Annotated in this window: 13 protein-coding genes; 8 read left to right on the top strand and 5 right to left on the bottom strand. The window is 72.9% G+C overall.

Annotation, left to right across the window (positions count from 1 at the left end; all coding sequences use genetic code 11):
• Positions 1–261: 261 nt before the first annotated feature.
• A complete protein-coding gene (locus ACX27O_RS32190) occupies positions 262–465 on the top strand; it encodes a hypothetical protein (protein ID WP_210866828.1) in 204 nt (67 codons plus the stop codon).
• A 188-nt stretch (positions 466–653) separates the two neighbouring features.
• Here the strand turns inward: ACX27O_RS32190 and ACX27O_RS32195 are convergent, their stop codons facing one another.
• Both ACX27O_RS32195 and ctaC read right to left on the bottom strand, forming a co-directional pair.
• Positions 654–1,079, bottom strand: coding sequence for a cytochrome c oxidase subunit 4 (locus ACX27O_RS32195; protein WP_030337748.1), 426 nt, complete (start codon positions 1,077–1,079; stop codon positions 654–656).
• Positions 1,080–1,088: 9 nt separating this feature from the next.
• A complete protein-coding gene (ctaC, locus tag ACX27O_RS32200; protein ID WP_030337749.1) occupies positions 1,089–2,060 on the bottom strand; it encodes an aa3-type cytochrome oxidase subunit II in 972 nt (323 codons plus the stop codon).
• A 289-nt stretch (positions 2,061–2,349) separates the two neighbouring features.
• Here ctaC and ACX27O_RS32205 point away from each other — a divergent pair, with 289 nt between their 5' ends.
• Together ACX27O_RS32205 and ACX27O_RS32210 are read left to right on the top strand one after the other, a co-directional pair.
• Positions 2,350–3,501 carry a cysteine desulfurase family protein gene (locus ACX27O_RS32205; RefSeq protein WP_210858812.1) on the top strand — a complete coding sequence of 384 codons (1,152 nt, stop codon included), beginning with the start codon at positions 2,350–2,352 and terminating at the stop codon, positions 3,499–3,501.
• Positions 3,498–3,731 (top strand): sulfurtransferase TusA family protein, encoded by a 234-nt coding sequence (locus tag ACX27O_RS32210; protein ID WP_030337751.1) that lies wholly within the window; start codon positions 3,498–3,500, stop codon positions 3,729–3,731. The genes ACX27O_RS32205 and ACX27O_RS32210 overlap by 4 nt, the downstream gene beginning before the upstream one ends.
• 157 nt (positions 3,732–3,888) lie before the next feature.
• On the opposite strand, the gene ACX27O_RS32215 is transcribed toward ACX27O_RS32210, so the two are convergent.
• The 3 genes from ACX27O_RS32215 to ACX27O_RS32225 all read right to left on the bottom strand — a co-directional run bounded on the left by ACX27O_RS32215 (position 3,889) and on the right by ACX27O_RS32225 (position 6,743).
• A complete protein-coding gene (locus tag ACX27O_RS32215; protein WP_030337968.1) occupies positions 3,889–4,866 on the bottom strand; it encodes a carbohydrate kinase family protein in 978 nt (325 codons plus the stop codon).
• Positions 4,867–5,065: 199 nt separating this feature from the next.
• Entirely contained in the window at positions 5,066–5,434 is a 369-nt protein-coding gene (gene erpA, locus ACX27O_RS32220; RefSeq protein ID WP_030337969.1) for an iron-sulfur cluster insertion protein ErpA, read from the bottom strand.
• Between the two features lie 169 nt (positions 5,435–5,603).
• On the bottom strand, positions 5,604–6,743 hold the full coding sequence (locus ACX27O_RS32225; protein WP_030337970.1) for a glycerate kinase family protein: 1,140 nt from the start codon (positions 6,741–6,743) through the stop codon (positions 5,604–5,606).
• Positions 6,744–6,811: 68 nt separating this feature from the next.
• Here ACX27O_RS32225 and nadA point away from each other — a divergent pair, with 68 nt between their 5' ends.
• The 5 genes from nadA (at position 6,812) to ACX27O_RS32250 (ending at position 16,536) form a co-directional block, all read left to right on the top strand.
• A complete protein-coding gene (nadA, locus tag ACX27O_RS32230) occupies positions 6,812–8,011 on the top strand; it encodes a quinolinate synthase NadA (protein WP_210858810.1) in 1,200 nt (399 codons plus the stop codon).
• 212 nt (positions 8,012–8,223) lie between these two features.
• Positions 8,224–9,579, top strand: a complete 1,356-nt coding sequence (gene murA, locus ACX27O_RS32235) for a UDP-N-acetylglucosamine 1-carboxyvinyltransferase (RefSeq protein WP_030337972.1) — start codon at positions 8,224–8,226, stop codon at positions 9,577–9,579.
• 72 nt (positions 9,580–9,651) lie between these two features.
• Positions 9,652–10,245, top strand: a complete 594-nt coding sequence (locus ACX27O_RS32240) for a DUF3043 domain-containing protein (RefSeq protein WP_030337973.1) — start codon at positions 9,652–9,654, stop codon at positions 10,243–10,245.
• A gap of 162 nt (positions 10,246–10,407) precedes the next feature.
• Positions 10,408–10,968 carry a helix-turn-helix domain-containing protein gene (locus ACX27O_RS32245; RefSeq protein WP_458940564.1) on the top strand — a complete coding sequence of 187 codons (561 nt, stop codon included), beginning with the start codon at positions 10,408–10,410 and terminating at the stop codon, positions 10,966–10,968.
• Between the two features lie 384 nt (positions 10,969–11,352).
• Positions 11,353–16,536, top strand: coding sequence for a WG repeat-containing protein (locus ACX27O_RS32250; protein WP_458940565.1), 5,184 nt, complete (start codon positions 11,353–11,355; stop codon positions 16,534–16,536).
• Positions 16,537–16,561 lie beyond the last annotated feature (25 nt).

Raw genomic sequence — 16,561 nt, forward strand, 5'->3', positions numbered from 1 at the left:
ACGCCAAACCCTCGACTGGCAGAATCCAGCCGAGGTACTCCACAAACACCTAGTCGCAACAGCCGCTTGAAACCGCCGAGCCCGGACACCCCGATTTCAAGGAAGTCGAGTGGATCACACCCGGCGGCCGACGAGTGGGCGACGGTGCGCGGGGATTTGTCGGACCCGTCTGGGAAACTACAGCTGAGTAGTTCTCTGCCGCCGTCGGTGCGTCGCTGTCGCATCCGGGCGGGCCGGCCTGGTGATCGAGAGGAGACGCCCGTGTCGCACCGCGAGCTCTACTGCGACGTCTGCGAGGGCGTGGCGCTGTTCGAGGCCCCGCCGTGCGTCGACGGCCACGGCACCGACTGTCCAGAGCTGATCTGCGTCGACTGCGGCGCCGCAGTGGTCGTCGGCGCGATCGCCTTCCCGGTCACCCGACTGACCGTCCGCCACCGCCAGCCCGCCCCTCGCCGAGTCGCCTGACCGCCCACCGGCGCGCCATCTGACGGCCAGCGTCACGCCGCCTGACCTGCCGCCCGGCCCGATCCGGCGCCCGCCGCCTGACCGCCAGCGCCGCTCGACCGGGGTCGAGCATGACCGAAGGCCCGCTCCCCCACCGGGGAACGGGCCTTCGTCGTGCGGGGTCGGTCGCGATGGCGACCGGGTGTGGGTCAGTGCTCGGCGGTACGCCGGGTGCCGCTGTAGTACTCGAACAGCAGCCCACAGGCGGCGAGGACAACGGCCACCAGGCCGGCGCCGATCAGCCAGTACTGCCAGAACACCAGGCCGAGCGCGGCGATCGCGGCGGCCAGCGCCAGACCGAACGGCCAGTAGCTGCCCGGGCTGAAGAAGCCGACCTCGCCAGCGCCGTCAGCGATCTCGGCGTCCGGACGGTCTTCCGGGCGCAGGTCGATCCGGCGGGAGACGAACCAGAAGAAGCCACCGCACATCGAGCAGAGCAGGAACGACAGCAGCAGGGCTACGGTGCCGACCCACTCGATGCCGCCCGACTGCCCGTTCGTCCAGGCGCCGTAGAGGATGGTGGCACCGAAGAGGAAACCGGCGATGATCAGGAAGATACGCCACTCGGTCTTCATGCCGCTGCCTCAGCTTCCGGTGCGGGCCGGAACTTTGTCCGGGTTGAAGTTGTCCTGCGTCCGCCGCGTGTCGAACGGCTCCGTGGTCACCGCGTACGGCTGCTCACCGATCGCGGACAACGCGTCCTGGGTGGACTTGCCGCTCTGCTTGGCCGCGAGGAACTGGTCGTACTTCTCCGGCGACACCACCCGCAGCTCGAAGTTCATGAACGCGTGGTAGCTGCCGCACAGCTCGGCGCAGCGCCCGACGTAGGCACCCTCGGCCTCCAGGCTGGAGACCTCGAACACGTTGCGGATCTTGCCCGGCATGACGTCCCGCTTGAAGAGCAGCTCCGGCACCCAGAACGAGTGGATGACGTCGCGGCTGGTCTCCTCGAACCGGATGGACCGGTCGGTCGGCAGCACCAGCACCGGAATGACCTCACTGGTGCCGAGCGTCGACGCGGTGGTCTTGGCGTCCGGGCCCTGCCCGTCGCGGTAGTTGAACTGCCAGTTCCACTTGAACGCGACGACCTCGACCGTGACGTCCGGGTTCTTCGACAGCTTGTCCACGTCGGTCTGCACGATCGCCGTGTAGTAGAAGAGCACGGAGACGATCAGAATCGGCGCGATGGTGTAGAGGAACTCCATCGGCATGTTGTAGCGGGTCTGCACCGGCAGCGCGTTGCCGCGCTTGCGGTAGCGCACGACACACCAGAAGATCAGACCCCACACGAAGACACCGACCGCGAGGGCGGCGATGCAGGAGGCGATCCACAGGTCGTACATCCGCCGAGACTCGGCCGAGATGCCCCCCTGCGGCCAGCCGAAGCCGTCGAACGCCGCTCCAACGTCACAGCCCGTGAGCAGGACCAGCAGCGCGACGCCACTGAGACCGAGCCCGGCCAGCCGACCAGCACCGCGCCGCCGGCGCCCACCGGCCCCTGGGGAAGCGCTGTGCCGTACGGCCGACGGCCGTACCTCCGAACTCCTTGCGACCACCTGGTCCTGCCTCCCTAGCGCGCCGCGGTGCGTCTTTCCTCGGCACCGACGGCAAAGGCGTCACCGACGGTCGCAGATTACTCGACCATGACGGACTCGGCCGTGGTGGGGTCACTGTCCGCCCCCCATCGGGGGGAACCTAGGCATACCGCCGCGATACCGTCGGGCCTGTGAGCGCGAGGAGTGAGCCGGGGTTGCGAGCCCCGCAGCCGCGAACGAAGACCGACCTGTGAGCGCGAGGAGTGAGCCGGGGTTGCGAGCCCCGCAGCCGCGAACGAAAGGTGGCACCGTGAGCGCATCCCCGGTCTACCTGGACGCGGCGACCGCCGCGCCGATGCATCCGGTCGCGCGGCAGGCGTTGCTGGCCGCGCTCGACGACGGCTGGGCCGACCCGGGCAAGCTGTACACGCAGGCCCGCCGGGCCCGACAACTGCTCGACGCCGCGCGCGAGGCCACCGCGTCGACGCTCGGCGTCCGCGCCGATGAGGTGTCCTTCACCCCCAGCGGTACGACAGCGGCCCACGGCGCGGTGCTCGGGGGCCTCGCGGGGCGGCACCGGGTCGGGTCGACGCTGGTGCACTCGGCGATCGAGCACTCGGCGGTGCTGCACGCGGCGGAGCGGCACGTCGGCGCGGGCGGGACCGCCAGCGCGGTGCCGGTCGACCGGTCGGGGCGGCTGGACCTGACCGCCTGGTCGTCCGCCGTGCGGGCCCCGGGGGTCGCGCTGGCCGCGTTGATCACCGCCAGTCACGAGGTGGGGACGGTGCAGCCGGTCGCGGAGGCGGCGGCCGCGTGCGCCGACGTGGGGGTGCCGCTGTACGTGGACGCGGCGCAGTCGGTGGGTCGGGTGCCGGTGCCGGCCGGCTGGTCGGTGCTCACGGCGAGCGCCCACAAGTGGGGCGGGCCACCCGGGGTGGGGGTGCTGGCGGTCCGCAAGGGCACCCGCTGGGAGTCACCCTGGCCGGCGGACGAGCGGGAGAGCGGACGTACCCCCGGGGTGGTGAACCTGCCCGCGGTCGTGGCGGCGGCGGCGAGCCTGCGGGCGGCGGCGGCCGACGCGGCGGCCGAGGCGACCCGGCTGGCGCCGCTGGTGGACCGGATCCGGGAGCGGGTCGCGGCGGAGGTGCCCGACGTGGAGGTGGTCGGCGACCCGGTGCTCCGGCTCCCCCACCTGGTGACCTTCTCCTGCCTGTACGTCGACGGCGAGGCGCTGCTGCACGCCCTGGACCGGCGGGGTTTCGCCGTGTCGTCGGGGTCGTCGTGCACCTCGTCCACCCTGCGGCCGTCGCACGTGCTGGAGGCGATGGGGGTGCTGTCGCACGGCAACGTGCGGGTCAGCCTGCACCGGGAGACGACCGAGGCGGACGTGGAGCGGTTCCTGACCGAGTTGCCGAACATCGTCGCGGGGCTGCGCGCGGAGGCCGGGGTGGTGGGGCTGTGACGATGCCGGACGAGGTGATCGACTGCCGGGGTCAACGCTGTCCGCTGCCGGTGATCGCGGCGGCGCGACGCATGCCCGAGGTGCCGGTGGGCGCGGTGGTGAGGGTGCTCGCCGACGACCCGGCCGCGGCGGTGGACATCCCCGCCTGGTGCCGGATGCGCGGCCAGGAGTTCCTCGGCGCCATCACCGGCCCCGACGGCCCCGCCTACGACGTCCGCCGCACCCACTGACCCACCCCACAGCCCACCCCCGTCCCCCATGACCCCCCTCCGCCCCGCGATCTTGCGGTTTCTGCGGGGACAAAAGGGCGCATGAGCCGCGAGACGGCAACAGAAAGTGCAAGATCGCGGGGGCGGGGTAGGGCGGGGCGGGGCAGGCCGGGGGGGGTTACGGGAGGAGGTGGGGGCGGATCTCGTCGGCTGCGGTGTCGCCGTAGGACTCGGCGAGGCGCTTGACGAACAGGTCGCGGCGGACGTCGTACTCCTGGGTGCCGACGGTTTCCAGGACCAGCGTGGCCAGCAGAGAGCCGACCTGGGCGGCGCGTTCCAGGCCAACGCCCCAGGAGAGCGCGGTGAAGAAGCCGGCCCGGAAGCCGTCGCCGACGCCGGTCGGGTCGACCGCCCGGATCTCCCGCGCGATCGGTACGTGGATCGGGTCGATGCCCCGCCCGGCGATCTCCACACCGTGCTTGCCGAGCGTGGTGACCCGTACCTTGACCAGGTCCAGCAGTTGGTCGTCGCTCAGCTGCGCCTTGCTCTGCAGCAGCGACTTCTCGTAGTCGTTGGTCATCAGGTACTCGGCGCCCTCGATCAGCGCCACCACGTCCTCGCCGCCCATCCGGGCGAGCTGCTGCGACGGGTCGGCGGCGAAGGCGTACCCGCGGGTGCGGCACTCGGCCGAGTGCCGCAGCATCGCCTCCGGGTCGTTGGCGCCGACCAGCACCAGATCCAGACCGTTGAGCCGTTCCGCGACCGGCGCCAGCTCGATGTTGCGGGCCTCGCTCATCGCACCGGCGTAGAACGACGCGATCTGGCACATGTCGGTGTCGGTGGTGCAGACGAAACGGGCGGTGTGCGCCACCTCGCTGACGTGCACCGAGTCGCAGTCCACGCCGTGGCGCTCCAGCCAGGAGCGGTAGTCGGCGAAGTCGGCGCCGACCGCGCCGAGCAGCACCGGGCGCAGGCCGAGCTGGCCCATCCCGAAGGAGATGTTCGCCGCCACGCCACCGCGGCGGAGCACCAGGTCGTCCACCAGGAAGGAGAGGGACACCTTGTGCAGCTGATCGGCGATGAGCTGGTCGGCGAAGCGACCGGGGAAGCTCATCAGGTGATCGGTGGCGATCGAGCCGGTGACGGCGATCTTCATGTCAACCCTCGGGGTCGGGAGCAGGGCGCGGTCAGCCTACCGGCACGGCAACCCGATGGTCACCGCTCGGTCGGACAACGGCAACCAGCCCGCCACGGTCCCCTTCGGGACCGCTCCCAGACGGTGCGACCCCCGACCGGTACGACGATGGGGCCGTTCCGGAGAACGGCCCCATCGTCGCTGGTGTGTGGGGTGTGACTCAGTTGAACGAGTCACCGCAGGCGCAGGAGCTGCCCGCGTTGGGGTTGTCGATGGTGAAGCCCTGGGCGTCGATCCGGTCGGCGAAGTCGATCGTCGCGCCGGAAAGGTACGGGGCGCTCATCCGGTCGACGACGACCTCGACACCACCGAAGTCGGTCACGACATCACCGTCGAGCGAACGCTCGTCGAAGAAAAGCTGGTACCGCAGGCCGGAGCAGCCGCCCGGCTGCACGGCGACGCGGAGCCGCAGGTCGTCGCGGCCCTCCTGCTCGATCAGGGCCTTGACCTTCTGCGCCGCGACGTCGGTGAGGACGACGGAAGTAGGGGCCTGGGCCTCGGTCGACTCGGTCTGCGCTGGCGTGGTCACGTGGAAGTCTCCCTGCGCGGTTTGGGTCCGGACGCACTGGCCAACGTCGCGCGCCGTCCAGTGATTCCCGGTTGTGGTCCTCCGCCGATCGTACGCCGCCTCGGCCGGGTGCACCCGCGTGGCGTGACGCCCACCGCAGGTGGACCCACTCGTCAGGCGGCCGGAGCGCTCAGCGGCTCCACTGCCGGGCCAGCCGGGCGCCCAGTTCGCGCAGCCCGTCCGCGGGTCGGCTGAGCGCGGCGTCGAGCCCGCCGCCCTCCTCGCCACCGAAGTGCTCGACCAGGCTGTACGCGTCGGTCACCCCGGCCGAGGCGGCCTCCCGCCGGCCGGTGCTCACCTGCCCGGCCACCACCACGCAGGGAACTCCCCGGTCGCGGGCGGCGCCGGCCACCCCGGCGACGACCTTGCCGCGCAGCGACTGGTGGTCGAACGACCCCTCACCGGTGACCACCAGGTCGACGGTGTCCAGTGCGGCGTCGAGCCGGGTGGCCCGGGTGACCAGGCCGATCCCCGACTCGCAGGTGCCGCCCAGGGCGAGCAGCGCCGCGCCGATCCCGCCGGCGGCCCCGCCTCCGGGCAGCGTGCCGAGCCCCGTCGGGCAACCGGCCAGGTCGCGTTCCAGCACCGCCGCGAAACGCTCCAGTGCCGCGTCGAGTAGCAGCACGTCACCGCGGTCGGCGCCCTTCTGCGGGCCGAACACGTTGCTGGCCCCGTGCAGGCCGAGCAGGGGGTTGTCCACGTCGGTGGCGGCGACCAGTCGGACGCCGCGCAGCCGGGGCGCGCCGTCCAGCGCGTCGACGGCGGCGAGCGCCGCCCCGCCGTACGGCAGCGCGGCACCGCCCGGGTCGAGCGGTGTCACGCCCAGCGCGGCGAGCATTCCGGCACCGGCGTCGTTGGTGCCGGAGCCGCCCAGCCCGATCACCACGGTGCGGGCACCACTCTCCACCGCTGCGGCCACCAACAGACCCAGCCCGTACGAGGTGGTGGTCTTCGGGTCGCGTTCGGCTGCCGAGAGCAGGTGCAGCCCGCACGCCTGCGCGCTCTCCAGATAGGCGGTCGCGCCGTCGGCGGTGAGCAGGATCTCACCGGCCGCCGGCCGGCCCAGCGGGTCGACCGTCGACACCGGCACCCGCCGACCGCCGAGGGCTTCGGCGAGCACCTCCACGAAGCCTGGCCCGCCGTCGGCGAGCGGCCGGATCAGCAGATCGTCTCCGTCGGTGACGGTGCGCCAACCGTCGGCGACGGCGGCGGCCACCTCCGGTGCGGACAGGGTGCCGGCGAACTTGTCCGGGCAGAGCAGCACGCGCATGCCGAGCAGTGTGGCAGCCCACACCGAGCGAAGCTGCGTCGCGCCCGCGCTGTGGGAGCATGGATTACGTGACTTCGACCTGGGTGGAACCCTCCAACACGGCGACGGCTCTGCTGCTGCTCGGCCGGGGCAGCGACCCCGACACCGAGCGCGGCGTCGAGTGTCCGGGCGACCTGCCGGCGCCCAGCGATCCGGATCTGGTGGCCCGAGCCACCGCCGCGAAGGCGAAGCTGGGCAGCAAGGTCTTCGTGCTGGGGCACCACTACCAGCGCGACGAGGTGATCCAGTTCGCCGACGTGACCGGCGACTCGTTCAAGCTGGCGCGGGAGGCCGCGGCCCGCCCGGACGCCGAGTACATCGTCTTCTGCGGCGTGCACTTCATGGCCGAGAGCGCCGACATCCTCACCACCGACAGCCAGCGGGTGATCCTGCCCGACCTGGCGGCGGGTTGCTCGATGGCGGACATGGCGGTCCTGGGTCAGGTGGAGGCCGCCTGGGACACGCTGACCGAGCTGGGCATCGCGGGTGACACCGTGCCGGTGACGTACATGAACTCGTCGGCCGACATCAAGGGTTTCGTGGGCCGCAACGGCGGGGTGGTCTGCACCTCGTCCAATGCCAAGCGCGCCCTGGACTGGGCCTTCGAGCAGGGGTCGAAGGTGCTCTTCCTGCCGGATCAGCACCTGGGCCGTAACACGGCGGTGCTGGAGATGGGCCTGTCGCTGGACGACTGCGTGCTCTACGACCCGCACAAGCCCGGTGGTGGGCTCACCCCGGAGCAGCTGCGCGACGCCAAGATGATCCTCTGGCGGGGGCACTGCTCGGTGCACGGCCGGTTCACGCTGGACAGCGTCAACGACGTGCGGGAGCGGGTGCCCGGGGTCAACGTCCTGGTCCACCCGGAGTGCCGGCACGAGGTGGTCACTGCCGCTGACTACGTCGGCTCCACCGAATACATCATCAAGACGATCGAGGCGGCTCCGGCGGGCTCGGCGTGGGCGCTCGGCACCGAGCTGAACCTGGTCCGCCGGCTCGCGTTGGCGCACCCGGACAAGCAGATCATGTTCCTGGACAAGGCCGTCTGCTACTGCTCGACGATGAACCGGATCGACCTGCCGCACCTGGTCTGGGCCCTGGAGGAGCTGGTCGCGGGCCGGGTCGTCAACCAGATCACGGTGGACGCCGACACCGCGCACCACGCCCGGGTCGCGCTGGATCAGATGCTCGCCCTGCCCGGCGCGGACACTCCTCCGCCGGCGGTGTCCTGATCACGATCCGTAGCGTCCTTGGTACGCAAAAGTGCCGGATCACCGATTAATGCCACACACGCCGATGTGACCGAGTCCTTTTTCGTCACCGAGGGCTATGCTGCCCAAGCGACGACACACGCGGGCCGTTTGGATATGGCCGCATCCGGGGTAGCGACAACGTTCAGGCGCCCCACCATCAACACGGCAGCACCGACGCGCTGGAGGTTGCGTTGACCGACGACGTCCTGGTTGTGCACGGAGGCACTCCGCTCGAGGGGCGGATCCGCGTGCGCGGCGCGAAGAACCTGGTATCGAAGGCGATGGTCGCCGCGTTGCTCGGCGACAGCCCGAGTCGGCTGTTCGACGTGCCCAAGATCCGCGATGTCGAGGTGGTGCGAGGTCTGCTCGGCCTGCACGGCGTCAAGGTCACCGACGGCACCGAGGACGGCGAGCTGGTCTTCGACCCGGCGAACGTGGAGAGCGCGAGCACCGACCAGATCAACGTGCACGCCGGTTCCAGCCGGATTCCGATCCTGTTCTGCGGCCCGCTGCTGCACCGTCTCGGACACGCGTTCATCCCGGATCTCGGCGGCTGCCACATCGGCCCGCGCCCGATCGACTTCCACCTCCAGGCGCTGCGGGAGTTCGGCGCCACCGTCGACAAGCGGCCGGAGGGCTTGCACCTGTCCGCGCCGAACGGGCTGCACGGCACCAAGTTCGCCCTGCCGTACCCGAGCGTCGGCGCCACCGAGCAGGTGCTGCTGACCGCCGTGATGGCCGAGGGCGTCACCGAGCTGCGTAACGCCGCGGTGGAGCCGGAGATCATCGACCTGATCTGCATCCTGCAGAAGATGGGCGCGATCATCAAGGTCCACACCGACCGGGTGATCGAGATTCAGGGCGTGCCCAAGCTGCACGGCTACACCCACCGGCCGATCCCGGACCGGATCGAGGCGGCGAGCTGGGCGGCCGCCGCCCTGGCGACCCGTGGTCACGTCGAGGTGCTGGGCGCACAGCAGGCCGACATGATGACCTTCCTGAACATCTTCCGTTCGGTCGGTGGCGAGTACGAGGTCACCGACGCCCGCGCGCCGAAGCTGGGCGACCCCGGCCAGGAGGGCGGCATCCGCTTCTGGCACCCCGGCGGTGAGCTGAACGCGGTGGCGTTGGAGACCGACGTGCACCCCGGCTTCATGACCGACTGGCAGCAGCCGCTGGTCGTGGCGCTGACCCAGGCCCGCGGCCTGTCGATCGTCCACGAGACGGTCTACGAGCAGCGGCTCGGCTACACCGAGGCCCTGAACTCGATGGGTGCCAACATCCAGGTCTACCGGGACTGCCTCGGCGGCACCCCGTGCCGCTTCGGCCGGCGCAACTTCAAGCACTCCGCGGTGATCGCCGGGCCGAGCAAGCTGCACGCCGCCGACCTGGTCATCCCGGACCTGCGGGCCGGGTTCAGCCACCTGATCGCGGCGCTCGCGGCCGAGGGCACCTCCCGGGTGTACGGCGTCGACCTGATCAACCGAGGCTACGAGGACTTCGAGGCGAAGCTCGCCGACCTCGGCGCGCACGCCGAGCGTCCGTAAGTACCGACACACTCTTCACGCCCGGTGCACCGCGATGTGCACCGGGCGTGGACCGTTGGCTACCCTTGCCGCGTGCCGTCGCTCTTTCGCCGCAAGTCCACCGACCTCGTCGACGAGGCCGTCACCTCGGTGACCCCCGAGGAGACCGCCGAGCGTCCCCGGGGTTACACCCCGGCCAAGGGTCGGGAGACGCCCAAGCGGCCAACCGTCGGCCGCCGCCCGGCCGGTCCGAGCCGCCCCCTCACCAAGGAGGAGGAGCGGGAGCGTCGCCGCCAACTGCGCGCTGAGGCCGCAGCGGAGTTCCGCCGTGAGGGTGGCCCCCGCGACCGTGGCCCGGAACGGCTGCTGGCCCGCAACGTGGTCGACTCCCGGCGTACCGTCGGCACCTGGTTCTTCGGCGGCGCGCTGATCGTGCTGATCGGGTCGAACGCGGCCATGCCGGCGCCGGTCCGGTTGATCTCCAACCTGCTCTGGGGCGCGCTGGCGCTGGGCGTGGTCATCGACTCGGTGCTGATCTGCCGCAAGATCAGCAAGCTGATCCGGGAGCGCTTCCCGAAGTCCGACCAGCGGATGGGCTCGCTCTACCTCTACGCGGTCATGCGGTCGATCACCTTCCGCCGGATGCGCGCTCCGGCGCCCCAGGTCAAGCTGGGCGACAAGGTCTGACCCCGCCGCCCCAGCTCCGCGCGATATCGGCGAAACTGCCGCCTCAGACATCTTCGAGGCGGCAGTTTCGCCGTATCTGCGCGGATCCTGCGGTGCGTTCATCATGCTGAACGGGTTGCCGTTGTTCGCCAGAGCGAACGTTCGAACCCATGGAGCGAAGGCATGCCTCCGGAACCGGCTGCCCCGCTGGCCACCATCGCCGCCGCCCTGCGCCGGGAACGGGAACGGGTCGGCATCTCGCTCACCGAACTGGCCCGCCGGGCGGGGGTGGCCAAGTCCACCCTCTCCCAACTGGAGTCGGGCAGCGGCAACCCGAGCGTGGAGACACTCTGGTCCCTGGGCGTCGCCCTCGGCGTGCCGTTCAGCCGGCTGGTGGAGCCGGTGGACGACGTCCTACGGGTCATCCGGGCGGGAGACGGGTCGCACGTCCGCTCCGAGCAGGCCGACTTCAGCGGAACGCTGCTCAGCGCCGGTACGGCGCACCTGCGCCGGGACGTCTACCTGATCCGGCTGGAACCAGGGGCGATCCGAACCGGCCAGGGACACACCCCGCGCAGCATCGAGCACGTGGTGGTCGCCGCCGGTCGACTGCGGGTGGGGCCCGAGGGCGCCTCGGTCGAACTCGACCCCGGCGACTACGCCACGTTCCCCGGCGACGCCCCGCACCACTACGAGGCGCTCGCCGCCGGCACGTTCGCCGTCCTCATCATGGAACATCCCTGACCCGCTGCGGTGACTCCCGCCGGAGCCGGGTGGTCGTCGAGTGCGGTAGGGTCGGAGACCAGATTCGGTTATAGGCCTAAATGTCCGAAACCAATGGGATAACGTTTGCGCCGGTGGGCGGCGCCACAGTGGCGGTGAGCGAGCCCACGCCGTTACCCTCCATCCGCAGCCACGGCCTGCCGGAGCGGCGACCTGACCGGCTCGTGCGGCCCCAGCGCGACAATTTGCAACGAGGTGACAACGCGTGAGCGAGCGGACGCGAGCCGGCCACCGGGGCGTGGCAGGCGGCGACCGGACGCCCAGCGGTCACCCGGCGGCGGCTGCGGACAGCTCACTCCCGGCGAGGATCGGCCCGGCGGCCGGGTGTGGCGACGGGCTCGCCGGATGAACGGCCGCTACACCGACCGGTGGCCAGACCCGAACGAACCGGCCTGGGTGATCGAACCGACCACCGAGTGGCACCCCCAGTTTCCCGGCCAGCGCTACCCCGGCGACATCGGCATGCCGCACCAGCCGCCACCCCGTGGGCGGGCGACGGTGTCCGGCCGCGCCGAGGTGCCGCCGCTCGCGCCCACCCGCCCGGACGGCACCTACCTCGGCCGGTCGTGGTCCGACGAACCACCGGCGGAACAGCCACCCCACGGCCGGTCCTGGGTGGACGACGAGCCGGACGGGGCACCGGCCTACGGGCGACTCCGCGACGACGAGCGCTCGGCGTACGGGCGGCCCGACAGCACCGACTCCCGGCACTACGACCACGAGCCGTACCGTCGACCGCTGCCCGAGCCACCCCGCCGCGAGGAACGCCGCTCCCCCGAGTCGGACCGGCGCACCGCCTGGTCCGATCGACGCCCCGCCGACGAACGGGGACCCGCGCGGGAGGCCGCCTGGCACCGCGACCAGCCCACCCCGGAGCGGTACGACAGCCGCCGCCCCCGGCAGGAGCCCACCGAGCGGGACCGTGGCTATCGGGGCACACCGCCGGTCTCCCCGGCGCCCCGGCCCGAACCCGGCTGGGTGCCCGAGCCGGACGACGCGCCACGTCGACGCGGCACACCGGAGCGACCGGCGGCCGGTTACGAACGACACCCCGGCGACGGGTACGGCGTCCGACCCACCCGTGACCACGACGGCCGCAGCGCTGACGCTGTCGACCCGTGGGCACCCGTTGACGGCCGTCCCCGCTACCGCGCCGACGGGTACCCGGACCGGGCCGCCGACGACCTGCGCCGCCCAGACTCGCGCTACCGCGCGGACGAGGGGACGGGCGCAGCTCCCGCAGCCAACGGTGGACGACGGCGTCGACCCGAGGCGGACCTGCCCGGCCAGTCCCGCCTCGACGACGACCGGCGTCGCCCCGACACCGACCCGCACTGGCAGCAGCCCCGTGAGGCGGCAGCACGCGCCGAGGCGTACCCGGACCGGCGACCCCGCGAACAGGCCCGCCCGGACGCGTACCCCGAGAACGGGTACCGCGAGAACGCGCCTCGTGAGGACGCGTACCGCGAGCCCCGGCCGCAGCCGGGCCAACGGTCGGGCGACAGTCTGCCCTGGCCACCGCCGGGTCCGGTGCGCCAGGACCGCAGCCCGGACCGGGCCCGCGAGCCGGGCCACCGCCCCGAGCCGCCCCGCACCGCAGACCCGCACCGCACGTCAGACCCGCACCGCACCGAGCCGCACCGTGGCCCGGAGCCGTACCGCACCACGGACCCGTACCGTGGCGCCGACCCGGGCGTCGCGTCGCGGCCGACCGCCCGGCCCGAACGGCCGCCGGCCACGCCGTCCCGGCCCGACGACCGACCGGTACGGCCCGACGAGCGACCGGCGGCCGCCCCGGCGCGGCCCGACGAGCGAGGGGTACGTCCGGCCGCGACTGCGCCACCCACGGCCGGCCGCGCCACGCCGGTCCCACCGGCCTCGCCGGAGCGACCGGTCTCGCCGGCACCCGTGTCCCCCGGTTGGGACCGGCCGGTCTCGCCGGCACCTGTCTCGCCCGGCTGGGACCGGCCGGCATCGCAGGCACCCGTGTCCCCCGGATCGGACCGGCCGGTCTCGCCGGCACCCGTCTCCCCCGCGCCCTCGGGTTGGAACCGGCCGGTGTCGGCCGCCCCGGTCTCCCCCGTCTTCCCGGACCGGCCGGTGTCGCCGGCACCCGTCGCCCCCGCGCCCCCCGGCCCGGAGCGACCGGTGTCCGCAGCCCCGGTGTCGCCGGGCCCGGTGTCCGCAGCTCCGGTGTCGCCCGCCGCCGACCTGCCCGTCTCGGGACCGCCCGCCGCCCGCCTGCGGCTGGAGTACCTGTCCGCGCCGGTGGAGCCGCCCGGCGCAGACGAGCGGTCCGATGGCCCGCCGGCACCCACACGCCGACCGCTGACCGAACCGCCGTCGACGGCCGGGGCGCGTCACACCCCGCCGCCGCGTTACCCCGGCCCGGACACCGGGGACCGCCCGGTGGACCAGCGGCGCGGCGAGGAGCCGGGACCGGATCACCGTCGGGTCGGCGACCCGCTGTTCGGCAACCCGCCAACCGACCGCCGCCCGGTCACGCCGGACCGTTCGCCGTCCACGGAGCGGCAGCACTCCGCCGATCGACCGGCCGCGCCGCAACACCCAGCCGCGCCGCAACACCCGTACCCGCCGCAGCGGCCGGACGCTCCGCAGCGCTCGTACCCGCCGGAGCGGGTGGCTCCGGTGGCGGACGCACGCCCGTCGGTCGCCCCGCCGCCCACCTGGCAGGCACCGGCGTCACCAGCGACCCGACCCACCCCGCGCCCGGACGACCCCACGCCGGTGGCGCCTGCTCCTGGTCCGGCAGCGTCCCCGGACGGCACTGTCCCGCAGCCGCCGGCGATGGACGTCGCGCCGGTGCTTCCGCCGGCCCCCGGTACGCCGCGCCGCTACGTACCCCCGCCACCCTCGGAAGAACCGGTCACGCCCGTTCGCGAACCGGACGACGTCGCGAGCGTCCGTGGGCCGGACGCGTGGTTCAGCCCGGCTCAGCCCGCCGATTCCTCGCCGGGTGCGTCGACGACCGACGAGCGGCAGTACGACCCGACCGACGATGAGTCGACGGCCGGCAGCCCCGACCTCTTCACGACAGCGGCCGCGTCGGACACGGAGGCGTCGACGCCGACGGCTGACACCCACCTGGACGTGACCGACGCCAGCGGGTCGACACCAGACGACGCCTTCGCCCCGGTCTCCGCGCCGCCCGCTGCCCCCGTCTCCGCGCCGCCCGCTGCCCCCGTCTCCGCGCCGCCCGCTGCCCCCGTCTCCGCGCCGCCCGCTGCCCCGGTCTCCGGTGCTCCCCGGCGCTGGCTGGACGACCTGGACGACGACCAGCAGCCCGCGTTCGACACGGCACCTGTGGACGACGACCAACCCGTCTCCGGCGCACCGCTGCTCGCGATCCCCCACCAGCAGGACGAACGCGACCTCGCAGCCGAACCCGACGTCGACAAGCAGGCCTACACCGCTTCACCCAATGAGGACGCCAACCCGGTCGAGTACCACCCGACGGACGAACTCGCGCCACCCGACGAGCCGACCGACGCTGTCGACGCTCCGAGCGCGAGCCCGGAGGGAGGCCCGTACGTCGACGAGTGGCCGGCGGAAGCCGCGCCGCCCGTGACGGCTGCGAACGACCCGAACCCGCCCGTCTCGGCACCGCCGTTCTCGGCACCACCCGTCTCGGCACCGCCCGTCTCGATCACGCCGGTGTCCGCTCCCCCGGCACCGCCGGTATCGGCAGCGCCGGCAGCACCCGTCTCCGCGCCCCCAGCGCCCGCCGCGCCACAGGAACCCGTTTCCGCGCCACCCCTCGGCACAACGCCCGTCTCCGCGCCGCCTCTCGGCACAGCGCCCGTCTCCGCACCACCCACGCCGCCAGAGCCCCACTCCGCAGCGCCGGTATCCGCACCACCAACACCCGTGTCCGCACCACCCGCCCCGGCGGCGTCCGTGTCCGCACCGCCGGTGCCCGTCTCGGCGGCACCCGTCTCTGCGCCACCAGCCACAACGCCCGTTTCCGCGCCACCGGCCTCGGCGACACCGTCCGCCACGGCACCGGTCTCCGAGCCACCAGCGTCGGTGGAGCCGACGTCCGGACCACCCGCGTCGGTGGAGCCGACGTCCGGACCACCCGCGTCGGTGGAGCCGACGTCCGGGCCACCGGCCCCGGCCGTACCCGGCCCGAGGAGCGGCGCGGACGGGGAGAACGTGCCGGTGTCCGCGCCGCCTGCCGAGGCACCGCCGGTGGTGACCCGCCCGTCGCTGGCCGACCCGGGCGACCCGGAGCAGGTGCTGGCCGCGTACCGCTGGCGGCTGGATCCGGTGACCCTGCGCGAGGAACTGACCGAGCCGGACGACCTGCGGGCCATTCGGCGACGGCTGACCGAGAAGTTGGGCTCGGCGGTCGACAACCGCGCCCGGGCCCGGCTGCTCAGCCTGCGGGCGGTGGCCTCGCGGATTCTCGGCGAGCTGGACGACGCGCTGGCCGACGGCCGGCTCGCCCTCACCTACGCCGAGGCCACCGGCGAGCTGCGCCGGACCGCGCTGGCCCAGGCCCGGCTGGCCCACGTGTTGCGCTGGCGCGGCGACTTCCCCGAGGCGGACCAGCTCTTCGCCCAGGCCAACTCGGTCGAGTTGCCTGACCGGTTGCGGGCCGCGCTGCACGAGCACGCCGGGCGGTCGTGTTACGACCAGGGGCGGCTCATGGAGGCGTGCGAGCACTTCGAGAAGGCGCTGGACCTGCGTGGGGCCGGCGACGCCGAACTGCTGGAGCGGGTCCGGGTGGCCCTCGACGCGGTCACCGTCCGGGCCGAGGCTGATGGCTTCGGGCCGTACCCCCGGGGTCGGGACGAGGTCCTCGACCGGGACCGGCCCCCGTTGCCGGACCGGGACGGGCAGCTGTGGGGTTACACCAGCCAGGACGGCGAGGTGGTCATTCCCGCCCGGTACGCCGAGGCGCAGCCCTTCCACGACGGGTTGGCCTGGGTCCGCCGACCGGACAGCGACCGCTGGTCGTTGATCAACCTGCTCGGTACGACGGTGATCCCGCCGTCCTTCCGGGCCGCGCATCCGTTCAGCGACGGCCTGGCCTGGGTGGTCGGCGAGGGCGGTTGGACGGCGATCGACGCGACCGGGGCGGTGCAGGTCGCACCCAACTTCGCCGAGGTAAGACCATTCCGGCGTGGGCTGGCCGCGGTGCGGCGCGAGGGGTGGGGGGCGGTCGACCGGACCGGCCGGATCGTCGTGCCCACCCGTTACCACGGCTTCGTCACCGAGTTGGCCGACGGCCGGCAGGTCGACGGTTTCACCGATGAGGGGCTGGCCGTGGTCGACGTGGCGGGCCGGCGGGGTGTGGTGGACCGCACCGGCACGGTGCTGGTCCCGCCGGCGCACCCGATGCTGGTCATCCACCCGGTGGCGTTCCTGATCGAGAGTGGCAACGGGCGGTGGGGTGCGCTGGACCGGCGCGGCGTGCCGCTCATCGACCCGGTGTACGGCGATCGCGCCGAGGTGCTGGAGGAGATCGACCGACTACTCACCGACGCCAATCCGGTGCTCTGAGTCATCGGTCGCCAATGATGATCCA

This window comes from Micromonospora sp. SD19 (assembly GCF_054462275.1).

Bases quoted from the DNA above. Each gene is read 5' to 3' on its own strand.
- ACX27O_RS32195 (WP_030337748.1), bottom strand. From the start codon at position 1,079: ATGAAGACCGAGTGGCGTATCTTCCTGATCATCGCCGGTTTCCTCTTC.
- ACX27O_RS32215 (WP_030337968.1), bottom strand. From the start codon at position 4,866: ATGAAGATCGCCGTCACCGGCTCGATCGCCACCGATCACCTGATGAGC.
- ACX27O_RS32225 (WP_030337970.1), bottom strand. From the start codon at position 6,743: ATGCGCGTGCTGCTCTGCCCGGACAAGTTCGCCGGCACCCTGTCCGCA.
- ACX27O_RS32245 (WP_458940564.1), top strand. From the start codon at position 10,408: ATGCCTCCGGAACCGGCTGCCCCGCTGGCCACCATCGCCGCCGCCCTG.
- ACX27O_RS32250 (WP_458940565.1), top strand. From the start codon at position 11,353: ATGAACGGCCGCTACACCGACCGGTGGCCAGACCCGAACGAACCGGCC.